Consider the following 17197-nt stretch of genomic DNA (forward strand, 5'->3'; position numbering starts at 1 on the left):
TCCGGGCTCGGAGGATCCGGGCTGGAGAGAACGGGCGCCCTCCCAACCCGAAAAAGAGAGGGCGCCCGTGAGCGGGCGTCGGCTCCACCAGGGAGAGGGGCCGACAGGGAATCCCGCTCGAACCGCGGGACGCACTGCAGCACGTCGCCCCGCGAACGATCCGGAACGTGGATCAGGCACGATCCGGACCGAGGTTCTGCATGCAGTATGCCAGTGGATCGGAAGGCGCGCAAGCCGGGGCGGCCGTCTGCCAGAATTGGCCGCATGGCAACGACCGTGACGGCACCCCGTGGCATGCGTGACTTCCTCCCGGCGGACAAGGCCCGGCGCGAGCACGTGCTCGGTGTCGTGCGGGACGTCTACTCGCGGCACGGTTTCGACGAGATCGAGACCCCGGTGGTGGAGGACGCTGCGCGGCTGCACTCCGGGCTGGGTGGCGACAACGAGAAGCTGGCGTTCGCGGTGATGAAGCGCGGGCTGACCACCGAGGACCTGCAGGGCGCCGAGGCCCCGCTGGACCTCGCCGACCTCGGTCTGCGGTTCGACCTGACCGTTCCCCTCGCACGCTTCTACGCCTCGCACCGTGCGGAGCTGCCGTCGGTCTTCCGTTCCGTGCAGATCGCCCCGGTCTGGCGCGCTGAGCGCCCGCAGAAGGGCCGCTACCGCCAGTTCGTGCAGTGCGACATCGACATCCTGGGGGAGCCCGGGCAGCTCGCCGAGATCGAGCTCATCCGCGCGACGACGGCGGCCCTCGACGCCCTCGGTGTCAGTGGCACGACGATCCGGATCAACGACCGCCGGATCCTCCTGGCACTCCTCGCGTCGTGGGGGATCACCGAGCCCGCTGCTGCCGACCGCGCGCTCATCACGATCGACAAGCTCGACAAGATCGGCGCGGACGGCGTCGCGGCAGAGCTCCGCAGCACCGTGGGCGCCGACCTGCCCGGGCTCGAGGACACCATCCGCGCGCTCGAGGCCGCGGACTGGACGTCGGTCGAGGGCGCGCCGTGGCTGGACGCCGAGGCCTTCGCCGACCTGCTCCGCCTGCGCGAGGCGCTGCCCGGGGTGGACCTGCGGTTCGACCCGACGCTCGTGCGCGGCATGGGCTACTACACGGGCACGATCTTCGAGGTCGCGCACCCCGACTTCGGCTACAGCCTCGGTGGCGGTGGCCGGTACGACGGCATGATCGGCCGGTTCCTCGGGCAGGACGTCCCCGCCGTCGGGTTCTCGCTCGGCTTCGAACGGCTCGTCGACCTCGTGACCCTGCCGGAGTCCGCCGAGGCCGACGCCGTCGTGCTCGTGTACGACAAGGACGTCGACCCGGTCCGGCTCGCCGCGCTGAAGACCGAGGCGCTGGCGTCCCACCGGCGCGTCCGGCTCGAGCGCCGCACGAAGAACACGAAGAACCTGCTCGCCGGCCTCGCCGCGCAGGGCTTCACGGCATTCGCGACCGTCTCGGCCGACACCGCGTCGCTCGAGGGCGTCGCGTTCCGCCCGCTCGACTGAGCACCCAGTCCCCGTTCCAGCACGGACTCGTCCACAGGTCGGCGTCACGGCCGACGTCGTGTTCACCTCCGCTCGCTAGGATCGAAACCGCAATCACCACAACCAATGTGTAGGGAGTACCCCGTGGCCCTGATCGATGCCGTAGGCGCACGCGAAGTCCTCGATTCCCGAGGCAACCCGACGGTCGAGGTCGAGGTCCTCCTCGACGACGGCGTCGTGTCCCGCGCGCTCGTCCCGTCCGGTGCATCCACCGGCGCGTTCGAGGCGTACGAGCTCCGCGACGGCGACGCCTCGCGCTACGGCGGCAAGGGCGTGCTCAAGGCCGTCGACGCCGTCCTCGACGAGATCGGCCCGGCGCTCGAGGGCTTCGACGCCACCGACCAGCGCCTCGTCGACGCCGCGCTCATCGAGCTCGACGGCACCGAGAACAAGTCCCGCCTCGGCGCGAACGCGATCCTCGGTGCCTCGCTCGCCGTCGCCCGTGCCGCAGCCGACTCGGTCGACCTGCCGCTGTTCCGCTACCTCGGCGGCCCGAACGCGCACACGCTGCCCGTCCCGCTGATGAACGTCGTCAACGGCGGTGCCCACGCGGACACCAACGTCGACATCCAGGAGTTCTTCCTGGTGCCGTACGGCGCCGAGTCCTTCTCCGAGGCACTCCGCTGGGGCGTCGAGACCTACCACGCCCTCAAGGGCGAGCTGAAGAAGCAGGGCCTGGCCACCGGCCTCGGCGACGAGGGTGGCTTCGCGCCCGAGCTCGCGTCGAACCGCGCCGCGCTCGACTTCCTGCTCACCGCGATCGAGAAGGCCGGTTACACGCCCGGCAAGGACATCGCCGTCGGCCTCGACGTCGCGTCCACCGAGTTCTTCTCGGACGGCAAGTACCAGTTCGAGGGCAAGCAGCTCTCGAGCCAGGAGTTCACCTCCTACTTCGCCGAGCTCGTCGCGAACTACCCCCTCGTCACCATCGAGGACCCGCTGGCCGAGGACGACTGGGAAGGCTGGTCGCACCTGACCGCCGAACTCGGCGACAAGGTCCAGATCGTCGGCGACGACCTGTTCGTCACGAACCCGAAGCGTCTGCAGCGGGGCATCGACGAGAAGGCCGCGAACTCGATCCTCGTCAAGGTCAACCAGATCGGCACGCTCACCGAGACCCTCGACGCGGTCTCGCTCGCGCACCGTCACGGCCTGACCTCGATCCTGTCGCACCGCTCCGGCGAGACCGAGGACACCACGATCGCGGACATCGCGGTCGCGGTCGACGGTGGTCAGATCAAGACCGGCGCCCCGGCCCGCTCGGACCGCGTCGCGAAGTACAACCAGCTGCTCCGCATCGAGGAAGAGCTCGGCGACGCCGCGGTGTACGCCGGCCGCTCGGCCTTCCCGCGCGCCGCTTCGCTGTAACCAGCCCGGCCAGCAGCACCCGCACCACCGAGACGCCGTCCTCCTCCACGAGGACGGCGTCTCGTCGTGTGTGCGGCCACGGAGTGCCGAGCGGTCAGCACGCGCGGTGCGATCAGGACGTGCCGAGCGGTCAGGACGTGCCGCGCGCGCTGCGTCGAGTGGTCACGAGTCGTCGGCTGGCCCGGGCCCGGACGACAGGACGTGACCACCGGACGTGCGTCGGGCGGTGTGTGGTGACCACTCCGAGTGCGGGGCGGACGGACGGGCCGGAGCCGTGCCTCCCGGCTGCCTCGATCGGACCCGGACCCGCCCGTCGCCGGCGTCACGCCGTCGTGTCAGCCTGACGCCGCGAAGTCCGTGAGACGCCGTCGAATCCGGAGGCGTCTCGACGAGACGACGGCGTCTTCTGGTGGGCAGCACCGTGGGACGCGAGACGCTGAGAGGGCGCCGAACGGCCGCGTGCCGGGCTGCCCGACCGACCAGCGCGGGTTATCGTCGGACCGTGCCCAGCCAGAAGCCCCGCGTCCGCCGCGTCCCCGTGGCGATGCCCGACGGCAGCACGCCCGCGCACCCCTGGTACCGCTCGATCCACTTCTCCGGGTTCAGCCTGCTCATGCTCGCGATCATCGTGCTGTTCGTGGTGGTGCTCGCGCCGTCGCTCCGGACGCTCATCCAGCAGCAGGAGCAGATCGCCCAGCAGCAGCAGGAGGTCGCCAACCAGAAGGCCGACGTCACGCAGAAGAAGCAGGACGTCGCGCGCTGGGACGACCCGGCCTACATCGAGGCGCAGGCCCGCGACCGGCTGCTCTACGTGTACCCGGGCGAGGAGAGCTACCTCGTGATGGGCACCGAGGACAAGCGGGCCGCGAAGACCCCGACCACCGAATCCGGCACCCCCGTGAGCGCCAAGGTGCAGACCCCCAAGGTCGACTGGGTGCAGGCGATGCTCTCGTCGGTGCTGCAGTCCGGACTGACGGACGAGCGTGCTGCCGACCTCGTCGCCCCCGACGTCTCCGGTACCGGCGACAGCAAGTAGTCCGAGGCGCGGAGCCGTCCGGGCCGACGGTGCGCGGGGTTCCGCTTCTCCGGTAGGCTCACGTTCCCGTGACGACCCCTCCCTTCGACCCGCCCTCCGAACGCGACGTCCAGGTCGTGTCGGCGCAGCTCGGCCGACCGGCACGTGACGTCATCGGGATCGCGGCACGCTGCGTCTGTGGCAACCCCACCGTCGTCTCCACGAAGCCCCGGCTGTCGAACGGCACCCCGTTCCCGACGTTCTACTACCTGTGCCACCCCGCGGCCACCGCTGCGGTCAGCACCCTCGAGGCCAACCAGGTCATGCCCGAGCTGGCAGCCCTGCTCGAGGACCCGGCAGTCGCCGCGCAGTACCGCGCGGCCCACCAGGCCTACCTGGCCGACCGCGAGTCGATCGAACACGTCGACGAGATCGACGGCATCAGCGCCGGTGGCATGCCCACCCGCGTGAAGTGCCTGCACGCCCTCGTCGGACACGCCCTCGCCGCCGGACCCGGCGTCAACCCCATCGGCGACCTCGCGCTGGAGCGCGCGGACTGGTCGCCCTCCCGGTGTGTGTGCCGGGCGTATGATGACGGTGCAGACGCTGGAGTCGGGGCGGGTGGCGGCGAAGTCTGACCCGACTCCCGCACACCCCCATCCAAGGAGATCATCCCCCGTGCCCAAGATCCTCGTCGTCGGCGGCGGTTACGCCGGTTTCTACACCGCATGGAAGCTCGAGAAGCACCTTCGCCAGGGCGAAGCCGAGGTCGTCATGGTGGACCCGCTGCCGTACATGACGTACCAGCCGTTCCTGCCCGAGGTCGCCGCCGGTTCGATCGAGCCGCGTCACGCGGTCGTCGCGCACCGCCGTCACCTCAAGAAGACGCGCGTCGTCACGGCGAAGGTCACCAAGGTCGACCACGCCACCAAGACGGCGACGATCACCCCCACCGAGGGCGAGGCGTGGGAGGAGTCCTACGACCAGATCGTCATGACCGCCGGCGCGGTGTCCCGCACGTTCCCGATCCCGGGCGTCGCGGACGAGGCCATCGGCCTGAAGACCATCGAGGAAGCCGCGTCCATCCGTGACCGCATCCTCAGCAACTTCCACAAGGCGGCGAACCTGCCGGCCGGTCCCGAGCGCGACCGCCTGCTCACCGTCGTCGTCGTCGGTGGTGGCTTCGCCGGCATCGAGGTGTTCGCCGAGCTCCGCTCCTTCGTCACCGACCTGCTGAAGAGCCACCCGCAGCTGTCCTTCGACGACACGCACTTCCACCTGGTCGAGGCGATGGGCCGCATCATGCCCGAGGTCTCGCTCGAGACCTCGCACTGGGTGCTCAAGAACCTCGCCGAGCGCGGCGCGACCGTGCACCTCGAGACGCAGCTGGCCTCGGCCGTCGGCGGCGTCTGCGAGCTCAAGACGAGCGACGGCGCGATCGAGACGATCCCGTCCGACCTCATCATCTGGACCGCCGGCGTCATGGCGAACCCGATGGTCAAGGGCACCGACTTCCCGCTCGAGCAGCGCGGTCGCATCCGCGTGCAGCCCGACCTGCGCGTGGTCGACGACAACGGCGTGATCGCCGACGCATGGGCCTGCGGCGACGTCGCAGCCGTGCCGGACCTGACCGGGGGCGGTGTCGGCGGGTTCTGCGTGCCGAACGCCCAGCACGCCGTGCGCCAGGCCAAGCAGCTCGCGAAGAACGTCGTCGCGACCATCCGTGGCGAGGCGACGACCGACTACAAGCACGAGAACCTCGGTGCCGTCGCGGGCCTCGGCCTGGGAACCGGTGTGTTCCAGTCCGGCAAGTTCGCCATGAAGGGCTTCCTGGCCTGGGGTGCACACCGCGGCTACCACGGCCTGGCCATGCCGTCGTGGGAGCGCAAGTGGCGCGTCATCGGCGACTGGGTCGGTGGCTTCTTCCTGGGCCGCGACATCGTGTCGCTCGACGACCGCGAGACCCCGCGTGCCGCGTTCGAGGCGTTCGCGTCCCGTCCGAAGCCCGCTGCCGAGGCCCCGGCTGCGCCCGCCGCAGCCCCCGCTCCGGAAGAGGGCAAGGTCGCCGGTGCCGCCGGCCCCGTCTACGGCGAGCCCGCGAAGGACGTCTCCAACGCCCCCGAGCCGGTGACGGCCCCGGCCGACGCCAAGTAGCACCGCTCGCCACGAAGGCGGTCACCCCGTGCGGGGTGACCGCCTTCGTGCATCGGTAGGCTGTTGCGGCCCGCCCCCGTGGCCCAATCGGTAGAGGCACGCGACTTAAAATCGCTGAGTTGTGGGTTCGAGTCCCACCGGGGGTACCGACTTCGAGAACCGACACACGACTTACAATCGCTGAGTTGTGGGTTCGAGTCCCACCGGGGGTACCGACTTCGAGAACCGACACACGACTTACAATCGCTGAGCTGTGGGTTCGAGTCCCACCGGGGGTACCAATTACCGCGCACCCCGCGGAACCCGCGCGACCAGTAGCATCGACGATCGTGGTCGGACTCGGAAGCGCACTCGCCAACCTGCAGAACGCCCTCCGCCGACCGGAGGCCCACGTCGAGGTCGTCGACGGCGAGAGCGTCCCGGTCGGCATGCTCCTCGGCACCCTCGGTGCGCTGCTCCTGGACGCCGGCAGCTCCGTCACCGACGTCCGGTCGGCGCTCGAGAAGGCCCGGGACGCCGCCGGGGTCGGACCGACGCTCGCGATCGGCGTCCTGCCCGCCCTGGTGATGGTGAGCGAGGTCTCCACCGGCGCCGCCACCATCGTCAACGCCGAGGGCATCGAACTGTCCTCCCGCCAGGCGGCTCGTGCGAACCGCGTGGTGCTCGGGCTCGAGAGCGGCTCCATCGCCCTCGCCGAGATCCCCGCCCGCGTCCGGGCCATCCGCGCCGGCACCGTCCCGCCGCCCGCCCTGCCGTGGATCCTCGGCAACGCCCTGACCTCGGCCGGTCTGGCCGTCGTGTTCCGCTGCCCGTGGTGGGCGATCGTCCTGGCGCTCGTCGTCGGTGGGCTGGTCGGGGTGATCGGCCTGGTCCTCCGGCGCTTCCGTGAGGCCGTGGCGATCATCCCGTTCCTGGCCGCGTTCGTGTCGACGGCCATCGTCGGCCTCGTCGCCGCGGGTGCCGGGTTCGAGCAGGTCCCGCTCTTCGCCGTGTGCGCTCCGGTGGCGGTGTTCGTCCCCGGCGCCCTCATCACCAATGCCCTGCTCGAACTCACCGCCGCGGACATCGTCACCGGGTCGTCGCGACTGGTGCAGGGCCTCATCATGCTCGGCTTCATGGCCGCCGGCATCGCGTCGGGCAGTGCCCTGACCGGGCTGCACGTGGACCCGTCGTCGGCAGCGCTCGTGGGCGAGGTCGCGGGCGTCGGCACGGACCTGGCCGGCTGGGAGGCCGTGCCGGTCTACTGGGTCTCGTGGGTGGCGGTCGTGGTGCTCGCGGTCGGACTCGGCCTGGTGTTCCGGTCCGGGTGGCGCCTGACGCTCGTGTCGGTGGCGGTCATGGTCACCGCCTACGCCGTGGTGAGCGGGACGACGCCGCTCTGGGGCAGTGTCGTCGCGACCGGCGCCGCAGCGGCGCTGCTCTTCGTCGCGACACGGTTGCTCGAGCGGCTGGTGCCGGCGATCCCGGCGACGGTGTCGTTCTTCCCGGCGTTCCTGCTGCTCGTGCCGGGGACGGTCGGTCTGGTGGCGGTGGCCACCTTCGACCCCGAGGCGCTCGCCACTCCGCTCGCGACCTTCGTCAGCCTGTGCATCGGGACGAAGATCGGCGGGCTCCTGCCCGGCCTCTTCGCCCGCAACGCGCCGCGGCGCGCGGTGGACGCGACCGGCTGACGGACGGCAGGCGCGGGGCGGCGTCACCACGGGCCTCCAGGCCGTCGCCGTCCGAGCGCCGTCCGAGCACCGTCGTGACGCGACCAGCGGACCCGGTCAGGAGGCCCGGCTCGTTTCAGACGCGCGCCGCGCGCCGCTCGGTGCGCAGCCAGACCAGGGCCGCGATCGCGGCCGCCACGCACGCTGCGGCGATCCCGACGAGCAGTACCGGGGCGGCGTGCGTTCCGGTGGTCCCCGAGTAGACGGCGGTGGTCAGCGCCACGGCGACCACCGCGAGCGCGACGTACCGACCGCGCGAAGCGCCGAGCAGCGCGCTGCCGGCGGACCCGGTGACGGGCAGCAGGGTCGCGACCACGGCACCCAGGCCGCCGACGCACAGCGTGATGGCGAACTCCGACCCCAGCGACACCCAGAAGCCCCCGCCGGCGAGCAGGCTGTGCAGCACCCAGCCGACCGCCGCGAGACCGAGCAGGGCCAGCACCCGCCAGGTCGCTCCCCGGGCGCTCGCGGCGATCCCGGTGCCGAGGCGGAGCGGGCCGGTGCCCAGACCGGGCCTGCCCGACGGGACGAGGACGACGCCGACGATGAGGGCGGGGGAGAGGTCGGCCACACGCGTGATGCCGCAGGCCACGAGCGCCGCGAGCACCAGCCACGGCGACACCCGGAAGCCGATGGTCCGGTGGTCGTTGCCCGCTGCCCACCGTGTGGCGAACACGACCGCGGCGGTCAGGACCGCGGTACCGGCGAGGACCGCGATCGCCAGACGGGCGTACCGGGCCTCGAGCTCGACACCGACGCCGAGCAGGGTGCAGAGGGCCGCGATGGACACCGCGATGGTGATGGATGCCCAGGTCGGCAGGACGTCGTCGCCCCGGGCACGGTCGGACCGGGAGCGGTTGCGGCCGAGGAGCCCGGCGAACGGCGACCGGAGACGGCCGCGGGCGACGGCGGCCACCAGCGCCAGCGGCGCGGCGATCAACAGGAGGAACCCGGCTGCGACGGCGGTGGCGACCAGGACGGTCCGCCACGAGAACGCGGCCTGGATGGTCGGGACGGTGCCGTCGTAGGAGGTCGCCGCGGTCCAGTCGCCGGCGGGGCCGGACCAGTCGGGGTGTCCTCCGGCGCTGCCGACGCCGGCCGGACTGCCGGTGCCGGAGCCACTGCCGCTGCCTGAGCCACCGCCGGCCGTGGGGCCGTTGCCACCGTTGCCGTGGTTGCCGCTGTTCGTTCCGGTTCCGGTTCCGGTGCCGCTGCCGGTGCCGGGCGTGCCAGCGCCGGGCGTGCCGTCGACGCCGGTGCCCGCCGTGCCGGGGGTGCCCGCCGTCGCGTCGGAGCCCGGCGTCGGCCCTCCGGGGCCCCCCGGGGTGTCCGTCGCGCCCGGGGTCGGTGTGCCGGTCGGCGCCGTCGTCGCGGATCCCGCCGTGACCCGCACGGCGGCCGAGGACCGGGAGTAGTTGCCCGCAGCGTCGTGCTGCGTCGCGGTGAGCCGGTGCTCGCCGGCGCGCAGGGTCGATCCCGCGGTGGAGCACGACCACGAGGCGTCCGTCCCCACCACCACGCCGCACACCGGAGCACGATCGACGTACACCGTCACGCGAGCGCCGGGCTCGCCGGTGCCGGTCACCGTCGTCGACCGGGTGCCGATCCGCTGGCCGTCGTCCGGCGTCGTGATGCGCGGGGCAGCCGGTGCGGTGCGGTCGACCGTGACCGTCACGGGCGCCGATGCCGCGCTCCGCAGGTCGGACCGGTAGCCGCGCGCGGTACTGGCCGTCTGCGAGGCGGTCACGGTGAACCGGCCGTCCGCTCGGGTGCCGAGTGCTGCGACCCACCGACCGTCCGGGCCGACCGGGGCGGTCTGCTCGGTCGTGGACCCGGACACCGACAGCGTCACCGTCGATCCGGGGAACCCGGTGCCGGACACGGTGCCGCCGGTGGGGCCGGCAGCCTGCAGGGTCGGCGGGACGATGACGTCCGAGGCCGGAGCGTTCGCGACGGGGAGTCCGGTGGCGACGAGGTCACGCACCGTGAAGACCTGCTGCGGGCCGGACCGGACGGTGCCGAGGCATGCCCAGGATCCGTCGGACCCCACCCGGGCCGTGCACCCGGACGAACCGGTCGCGGTCGGACCGGACACCCGGACGCTGTGCCCCGGCGTGCCGGTGCCGTGGAAGCGGGTGGTGCCCGTCGTGACGTCACCGGGATCCGCGATCGTGGGCCGCACGGCCGGACGCGTGGGGGTCGGCAACGGAGCGCCCGGTCGGCCCGTGCTCGGCGGCGCGATCTCGCTCGGATCGGGACTCGCCGTCGGCTCGGCCGTGGGCGGGGACGCGTCGGTGGGAGCCACGGCGGCTCGGGGTTCCGCAGCCGCGGCGGCCTGGGGCTCCGCAGTCACGGCGACCGCGACGGCCGGTGCTGCCGCGGCACCGAGGAGGGCCGCGACGAGGACCGTCGTCGCCGCTGCGAGCAGGGCGAAGCGGGGTCGACGACGAGGGCCGTCGCCCCCGACGGCCCCTTCGTCCACGTTGTCCCCGCGCGTGTTCACCGGACCCATCCCACGGGATCGAGCGCCTCTGGTCAATACACCTCGCGGATGAGGTTGCGGATCGGGCAGCAGTCCGAATGCGCGGTGTGCGTGACTCGGGAATCGGCCGTGAACACTGCTCAGCGAACGGAGCATGCAGACTGCATCGATAGACTTCACGACGGCCGTTCAGGCCATCGCAGCACCGCGGATCCCGACGCGCAAAGGAGTACGCCCGCATGGACACCGGACTCGTCACGACGCTCATCGTCGTCGGAGTGGTGGTGGTCGTCCTGGTGATCATCGGGATCTACCTCTGGGTGACGTACAACGCCCTCGTCACGCTCAAGGTGCGGGTCGACGAAGCCTGGAGCGACATCTCGGTGCAGCTGAAGCGCCGCGCCGACCTCATCCCCACGATCGTCGACACCGTCAAGGGGTACGCCACGCACGAGAAGGCGGTCTTCGACGACGTGACGAAGGCCCGCGCCGAGACCCTGTCGGCCGGTGACGCCGACACGGCCTCCGCTGCCGAGGGACACATGCAGAAGGCACTGAAGAGCGTCTTCGCGGTGGCCGAGGGGTACCCGCAGTTGCAGTCGAGCCAGAACTTCCTGCAGCTGCAGTCCGAGCTCGTCGACACCGAGGACAAGATCCAGGCCGCTCGACGGTTCTACAACGGTGGCGTGCGCGAGCTGAACACGAAGATCCGGGTGTTCCCGAACTCCACGTTCGCGAAGAACCGCGGCTTCACCGAGGCCACGTTCTTCGAGACGAACGAGCCGGCGGCCATCGCCGAGCCGCCGCGCGTCCAGTTCTGACCCCAGCGTCGGAGCCGACGTGTACAGCGCCATCGCGCGGAACAAGCGGAACACCGTCGTCATCGTCCTGGTGTTCCTGCTGATCATCGGTGCGCTCGGGTTCCTCGGCGGGTACCTCGCCGGGAACGTCTCGATCGGGTTCATCGTCCTGGTGGTCGCACTGGGCTACGCCGTGCTGCAGTACTTCCTGGCGGCACGACAGGCCACCGCCATCGCGGGTGGGATCGAGATCGACCGGGCCGCCGAGCCGCGACTCTGGCGCACCGTCGAGAACCTGGCCATCTCGACCGGCATGCCGATGCCCCGGGTGTTCGTCATCCCCGACCCCGCCCCGAACGCCTTCGCCACCGGGCGGGACCCCGAGCACGCGGTCGTCGCGGCGACGACCGGGCTGCTCGAGCTCATGGACGACCAGGAGCTGCAGGGCGTGATGGCGCACGAGCTCGGGCACGTCCGCAACTACGACATCCGGGTGTCCACGATGGTCTTCGGTCTCGTCGTGGCCGTCGGATTCATCGCCGACGTCCTGCTCCGCATCTCGGTCTTCAGCGGTCTGTCCGGCGGGCGGAACCGCAACTCGGACAACGGCGGCAGCGCCAACCCGGTCCTGTTGATCGCCGGCATCGCCGCCGTCGTCGTGGCCCCGATCGCCGCGGCGGGCGTGCAAGCCGCGGTGTCCCGGCAGCGCGAGTACCTGGCGGACGCGACGGGCGCGATGACCACGCGGTACCCCGAGGGCCTGGCGCGGGCGCTCGAGAAGCTCGGGGCGTACGGCCGTCCGGTGCAGACGCAGAACTCCTCGATGGCGCACCTGTGGATCGCCGACCCGATGCGCCCCGGGGTGATGGACCGGCTGTTCTCGACGCACCCGCCGCTGCCCGACCGCATCGCTCGTCTGCGCGCGAACGCCGAGCGGTTCTGACGGGTCAGCGAGCGTCACCAGCGTCGTCGACTGCCGCGTCCTGCTCGGCACGCGCGACCGGCTGAGCCGCATCCGTGTCGTCCGCGGACACGTGCGGCACCAGGGGGAGACCGAGCGCTCCGGCAACGGCAGGTGCTGCGGTGCCACGATCGGTCACCTCGATCGCCCCCAGGCCCTGCCAGCTCGCGGTCCGCCGCAGGGTCTCGGCGAGTCGCTCGGGGTCCAGGTGCTCGCCGGGTTCCTGCCACGCGGTCCGGACACGGAGCACGCCCCGCTGCCGGTCGCTCTTCAGGTCGATCCGACCGACGAGCCGGTCGTCCTGCAGCACCGGGAGCACGTAGTAGCCGAACACCCGCTTCGGCGCCGGCGTGTAGATCTCGATCCGGTAGTGGAAGCCGTACATCCGCTCGGCCCGCCGTCGGAACCAGACGACCGGGTCGAAGGGGCTCAGCACCGCGTCCGCCGTCAGCTGCCGGGGTACCCGCGCATCGGCGTGGAGCCAGGCCCGCTCGCCCCAGCCCTCGACCCGCACCGGGACGAGTTCCCCGGCGGCGGCGAGTGCGGCGATCGCGGCGGCGGTGTCGTCGGAGCGCAGTCGGTAGTAGTCCGCGATGTCCGCTCGGGTGCCGACACCGAGCGCGCGCGATGCCCGACGCACGAGTTCGAGCACGGCGTCGGCGCGTGCCGGAGCGGTCTCGAGGAAGCCGTCGGGCAGCACCTGCTCGGGCAGGGCGTAGACGCGCTCGAACCCGGCGCGTCCGGCGCTGACCGTCTCGCCCCACCGGAACATCTGCTCGAGCCCGAGCTTCACGTCGCTCCACCCCCACCAGGGCCCACGTCGCACGTTCGACTCGTGCTCCACCGCGCTGGCGGGCATCGGCCCCTCGGCCCGCAGCAGGGCGTGCAGCTCGCGGCGGACGGCAGCGGTCCGGGTGACCCCGTCGATCCGGGTCGGTCCGGCGTCGCGCTCCCGCAGGGCGTCCATCCGCCACCGGAACAGCCGCAGGTCGTCGCGGGGGATGAACGCGGCCTCGTGCGCCCAGTACTCGGTGTACGGGCCGGACCGCCCGAGCGTCAGCCGGTCGAGCGTCGAGCGGTCGTAGGTACCGAGCCGGGCGAAGAGCGGCAGGTAGTGGCTGCGTTCGAACACGTTGACGGAGTCGATCTGCAGCAGCCCGAGCCGCCCGAACGCGGCGTTCACCGCACGTGTCGACACCGCGTCGGCGGGTGGTCGTCCGAACCCCTGTGCGGCGAGTGCGACCCGACGGGCCTCGGCGGCGGAGAGCGTCGACCTGGGCATGCGGCGACGCTACCGAAGGCCGCCGACACGAGGATCCATGCACGTATGCCGCATCTGGCACCTGACCGGAAGCACGTCGGTACAATCAGGCCATGGCATGGGGAAGCAAGCAGACTCATCCCGACCCCGTGGTCGAGGAATCGGTCCCGATCGGCGTCCGCATCGCCGGTGCGTGGTCGTGGCGAGCGCTCGTCGTCGTCGGTGTGATCGCCGTCTTCATCTGGCTGGTCACGGTCTTCAGCGAGATCCTCATCCCCTTCCTGGTCGGGATCGTCGTCTCGGCGCTCCTGGTGCCGATCTCGAACTGGCTGCAGCGGCACCACGTGCCGAAGTGGCTCGCGGTCGTCATGAGCCTGCTCGGCGGCGTCGCGGCCCTGGGTGCCCTGGTCTGGCTCGTCGTCGACCAGGTGATCGCGTCGTACCCGTCCCTGCGTGACCGGACGATCGACCAGTACGCCAACATCAAGGACTTCGTCCTGAACTCCGGGTTCGGCATCAGCCAGACCGACGTCAACGGCTGGCTCGACGACGGCACGAAGTGGCTGCAGGACAACTCCGCGTCGATCCTGTCCGGTGTCGCCAGTGCCGGGTCGGGTGCAACCCATGCGTTCGCAGCGCTCTTCATCACCCTGTTCACCACGATCTTCCTGCTGATCGACGGCAAGAACGTCTGGCGCTGGTCCGTCCGGCTGTTCCCGAAGAAGGCGCGCGCAGCGGTCGACGGCGCCGGTGTCGCCGGCTGGATCACCCTGACGAGCTTCATCCGGGTGCAGATCTTCGTCGCCTTCGTCGACGCGGTCGGCATCGGCCTGGGGTCCTTCATCGTCGGGCTCTTCTTCGGTGGCATGCCGCTCGTGATCCCGATCGCGGCCTTCGTCTTCCTCGGCGCCTTCATCCCGGTCGTCGGCGCCATCGTCACGGGCTTCTTGGCGGTGTTCGTCGCACTGATCTTCAACGGCCCCCTCGCCGCCGTCCTGGTCCTCGGCGTCGTGCTCCTCGTGCAGCAGATCGAGGGGCACATCCTGCAGCCCCTCGTCATGGGCAACGCGGTCAAGGTCCACCCGCTCGCGGTCGTCCTCGGCGTCACCGCGGCGTCGGGTCTCGCCGGCATCGCCGGAGCGTTCTTCGCCGTGCCGCTGATCGCGACGCTGAACGCCATGGTCACCACCATCGCGAGCGGCCGCTGGCGCCGGCTCGACTCCGACCACGTGCTCGAAGCGACGCCGAAGCGCGGGCAGCACGGCCAGATCCAGTTGCTCCGGCGGCGCCGGCACAAGGTCGGCGACGACGTCCCGGCCCCGGGTGTCGACGCTGGTCCCTCGGCCGAAGAAGGCACCGCCAGCACCAACTGAGCGTCACACGAGTTCGCCGCCGCGGCTCGGAACGACGATGATGGGGGAGTGACCGACACCAGCGCATCCCCGCACACGCTCACCGCGATCCCGACCCTCGCGGACATCGAGGCGGCGCGCGAGACCATCAAGGGCGTCGCGCGAGTCACCCCGATGGAGACGTCGCAGTTCCTCGCCGAACTGCTCGGGTCCCCGGTGCACCTGAAGTGCGAGAACCTGCAGCGCACCGGTGCGTACAAGGTACGCGGTGCCTACAACCGGCTCTCCACCCTGTCCGCCGAACAGCGCGCCAAGGGCGTCGTCGCCGCCAGTGCCGGCAACCACGCGCAGGGTGTCGCGCTCGCTGCGCGCGAGCTCGGGATCCCCGCGACGATCTTCACGCCGGTCGGGGTCGCCCTGCCGAAGCTGCAGGCCACCCGCCACTACGGCGCCGACGTCGTGCTGCGGGGCCACTCCGTGGAAGAGGCGTTGAGCGCCGCGAAGGACTTCGCCGCCCACACCGGTGCCGTGTTCATCCCGCCGTTCGACCACCCGGCCGTCATCGCGGGGCAGGGCACGCTCGGCCTCGAGATCATCGATCAGGTGCCGGACGTCGACACCGTGGTGGTGCCGATCGGTGGCGGCGGTGTCATCTCCGGCATCGCACTCGCGGTCAAGGGCATGGCCGAACGGCTCGGTCGGCCGATCCGGGTGATCGGCGTGCAGGCCGAGAACGCCGCTGCCTACCCGTCGTCGATCCGCGCCGGTGAACCCGTCACGATCACCACGAAGCCGACCATCTCCGACGGCATCGCGGTGGCGCGGCCCGGCGACCTGAACTTCCCGATCATCCGCGACCTGGTCGACGACATCGTCACCGTCTCGGACGACGACACCGCCCGCGCCCTGCTCGTCCTGCTCGAGCGCGCCAAGCTCGTGGTCGAGGCCGCGGGGGCCGTCGGCGTCGCCGCGATCATGTCCGGCGCCGTCCGCGACACCGGCCGCACCGTGGTGCTGCTGAGCGGCGGCAACATCGACCCGCTGATGATGGAGCGCGTGATCACCCGCGGTCTCGTGGCAGCGTCCCGGTACATCGGGATCCGCATCATGCTGCCGGACCGCCCGGGCCAGCTGTCCCGCGTCGCCCAGGTCATCTCGGACGCCGGCGCGAACGTGGTCGAGGTGCTGCACACCCGCCACGGGCAGGGCCTGGTCATCAACGAGGTCGCGCTCGACCTGTCGATCGAGGCCCGCGGCCCCGAGCACGCGCAAGAGGTCATCCAGCGTCTGCACGAGGTCGGGTTCCGCCCCGAGCTCCTGGAGCACTAGTCCGCGACGGGCTGACGCGACATGAACGCTGTCGTGCGACAGCGTTCATGTCGTTCCGCGTCCGCCCCGCGCCCTGGGCGCGACCAGCGGACAAACAGGAGGCCCGTGGCGGTCTCGCCACGGGCCTCCTGTCTGCAGTGGGCCGGGTCTACGGCTCGTAGCGCTCGATCTTGACGACCTCGACGGCGATCTCCTTGCCGTTCGGCGCCGTGTAGGTGGCCTTGTCACCGGCCTTGAGGCCGACGATGGCCGCGCCGACGGGGCTGACCGGGCTGTAGACCGTCAGGTCCGAGCCCTCGGCCACGATCTCGCGGCTGCCGACCAGGAAGGTGGACTCGTCGCCGGCGATGACCGCCGTGACGACGGTGCCCGGCTCGACGGTGCCGTCGAACTCGGCTTCGCTGACGGTGGCGTGCTTGAGGAGCTCGGTGAGGACGCGGATGCGGGCCTCGATCTTGCCCTGCTCGTCCTTGGCGGCGTGGTAGCCGCCGTTCTCCTTGAGGTCGCCCTCTTCGCGAGCGGCCTCGATGCGGCGCGCGATCTCGGCACGGCCCTCGCCGCTCAGCTCGTCGAGCTCCGCCTTGAGACGGTCGTGCGCCTCCTGGGTCAGCCAGGTGACCTGCGTGTCGTTGCTCATGTTCTGTCCCTTCGACCATGAAAAAACGAGACCGGCCGAGTGGTCGGTCTCGAGAGGCGAATCAGGACAGTCTAGGGAATCCAGCAGTCGTGGATCAACCCGGTCACGCCCCGCGTCGTCGTGGTGACCTGCGTGGAGATGCTCCGACTGCGCTGTTCGGACGCCGGCACGGTGATCTCCTTCCAGCCCACGATCGAGTAGCTCTTGTCGAGCACCTGGACGGCGCACTTCGCCTCGACGCCCGGATCGACGGACACCTGCGAGTGGACGACGGTGCTGTGCTCGGACAGGACCTCGTACCCGATGACGTCCTGGTCGAGGCCACGATCGGACTGGTCGAGCCCCGCCCAGATCACCCACGCCCCGAAGACCACGACGACCGCGATGGCCGCGACGATCGCGAAGAGGCGGCTGCGGCGCTTGCGGGCCGGGGTGCGGCCGTAGCGCTCGTCGAGCGTGGCGGTCTGGTGCTGTTCGGACAGTTCGGGGCTCCCGGGGTGGATATCCTGATCCCAGGGTAGTTCACGCGATGCTGTGCGCTGCCCGCGTCCGACGCCGCTCACCCGCAGTGAGGAACCCCA

14 protein-coding genes and 1 tRNA gene are annotated in these 17197 nt (G+C 71.3%); 11 read left to right on the plus strand and 4 right to left on the minus strand.

Features of this window, described 5'->3' with window-relative positions:
* The first annotated feature begins 264 nt into the window (after nucleotides 1-264).
* The 7 genes from hisS (at nucleotide 265) to ASF75_RS15500 (ending at nucleotide 7755) form a co-directional block, all read left to right on the plus strand.
* A complete protein-coding gene (gene hisS, locus ASF75_RS15470) occupies nucleotides 265-1509 on the plus strand; it encodes a histidine--tRNA ligase (RefSeq protein WP_042537717.1) in 1245 nt (414 codons plus the stop codon).
* Between the two features lie 123 nt (nucleotides 1510-1632).
* Nucleotides 1633-2916, plus strand: a complete 1284-nt coding sequence (gene eno, locus ASF75_RS15475) for a phosphopyruvate hydratase (protein ID WP_027464494.1) — start codon at nucleotides 1633-1635, stop codon at nucleotides 2914-2916.
* A 502-nt stretch (nucleotides 2917-3418) separates the two neighbouring features.
* Nucleotides 3419-3952, plus strand: coding sequence for an FtsB family cell division protein (locus ASF75_RS15480; protein ID WP_017886748.1), 534 nt, complete (start codon nucleotides 3419-3421; stop codon nucleotides 3950-3952).
* 68 nt (nucleotides 3953-4020) lie between these two features.
* The gene (locus tag ASF75_RS15485) at nucleotides 4021-4569 is read left to right on the plus strand and encodes a DUF501 domain-containing protein (protein WP_056072833.1); all 549 of its coding nucleotides are present in this window, start codon (nucleotides 4021-4023) and stop codon (nucleotides 4567-4569) included.
* Nucleotides 4570-4609: 40 nt separating this feature from the next.
* On the plus strand, nucleotides 4610-6085 hold the full coding sequence (locus tag ASF75_RS15490; protein WP_017886746.1) for an NAD(P)/FAD-dependent oxidoreductase: 1476 nt from the start codon (nucleotides 4610-4612) through the stop codon (nucleotides 6083-6085).
* 72 nt (nucleotides 6086-6157) lie between these two features.
* Nucleotides 6158-6231, plus strand: a tRNA-Leu gene (locus tag ASF75_RS15495).
* A 183-nt stretch (nucleotides 6232-6414) separates the two neighbouring features.
* Nucleotides 6415-7755, plus strand: a complete 1341-nt coding sequence (locus ASF75_RS15500; protein ID WP_017886745.1) for a threonine/serine exporter family protein — start codon at nucleotides 6415-6417, stop codon at nucleotides 7753-7755.
* Nucleotides 7756-7870: 115 nt separating this feature from the next.
* Here ASF75_RS15500 and ASF75_RS15505 read toward each other — a convergent pair whose 3' ends face one another.
* On the minus strand, nucleotides 7871-10297 hold the full coding sequence (locus tag ASF75_RS15505; RefSeq protein WP_156463919.1) for an Ig-like domain-containing protein: 2427 nt from the start codon (nucleotides 10295-10297) through the stop codon (nucleotides 7871-7873).
* Between the two features lie 218 nt (nucleotides 10298-10515).
* Between ASF75_RS15505 and ASF75_RS15510 the strand changes: the two genes are divergently transcribed.
* Both ASF75_RS15510 and ASF75_RS15515 read left to right on the plus strand, forming a co-directional pair.
* Entirely contained in the window at nucleotides 10516-11097 is a 582-nt protein-coding gene (locus ASF75_RS15510) for a LemA family protein (protein ID WP_056072837.1), read from the plus strand.
* Nucleotides 11098-11116: 19 nt separating this feature from the next.
* Nucleotides 11117-12019, plus strand: coding sequence for a M48 family metalloprotease (locus ASF75_RS15515; protein ID WP_056072840.1), 903 nt, complete (start codon nucleotides 11117-11119; stop codon nucleotides 12017-12019).
* Nucleotides 12020-12023: 4 nt separating this feature from the next.
* Here ASF75_RS15515 and ASF75_RS15520 read toward each other — a convergent pair whose 3' ends face one another.
* Nucleotides 12024-13319: a winged helix-turn-helix domain-containing protein gene (locus ASF75_RS15520; protein ID WP_056072843.1), complete on the minus strand. Its 1296-nt coding sequence runs from the start codon at nucleotides 13317-13319 to the stop codon at nucleotides 12024-12026.
* A gap of 92 nt (nucleotides 13320-13411) precedes the next feature.
* Between ASF75_RS15520 and ASF75_RS15525 the strand changes: the two genes are divergently transcribed.
* Nucleotides 13412-14671, plus strand: a complete 1260-nt coding sequence (locus tag ASF75_RS15525; protein ID WP_042537710.1) for an AI-2E family transporter — start codon at nucleotides 13412-13414, stop codon at nucleotides 14669-14671.
* A gap of 48 nt (nucleotides 14672-14719) precedes the next feature.
* Nucleotides 14720-15979 carry a threonine ammonia-lyase gene (ilvA, locus tag ASF75_RS15530; protein WP_017886740.1) on the plus strand — a complete coding sequence of 420 codons (1260 nt, stop codon included), beginning with the start codon at nucleotides 14720-14722 and terminating at the stop codon, nucleotides 15977-15979.
* 148 nt (nucleotides 15980-16127) lie between these two features.
* On the opposite strand, the gene greA is transcribed toward ilvA, so the two are convergent.
* Together greA and ASF75_RS15540 are read right to left on the minus strand one after the other, a co-directional pair.
* Nucleotides 16128-16616: a transcription elongation factor GreA gene (greA, locus tag ASF75_RS15535; RefSeq protein WP_017886739.1), complete on the minus strand. Its 489-nt coding sequence runs from the start codon at nucleotides 16614-16616 to the stop codon at nucleotides 16128-16130.
* A gap of 71 nt (nucleotides 16617-16687) precedes the next feature.
* A complete protein-coding gene (locus ASF75_RS15540) occupies nucleotides 16688-17179 on the minus strand; it encodes a DUF4307 domain-containing protein (RefSeq protein WP_017886738.1) in 492 nt (163 codons plus the stop codon).
* Between the last annotated feature and the right edge of the window lie 18 nt (nucleotides 17180-17197).

Source organism: Curtobacterium sp. Leaf154 (genome assembly GCF_001424595.1).
Taxonomy (GTDB): domain Bacteria; phylum Actinomycetota; class Actinomycetes; order Actinomycetales; family Microbacteriaceae; genus Curtobacterium; species Curtobacterium poinsettiae.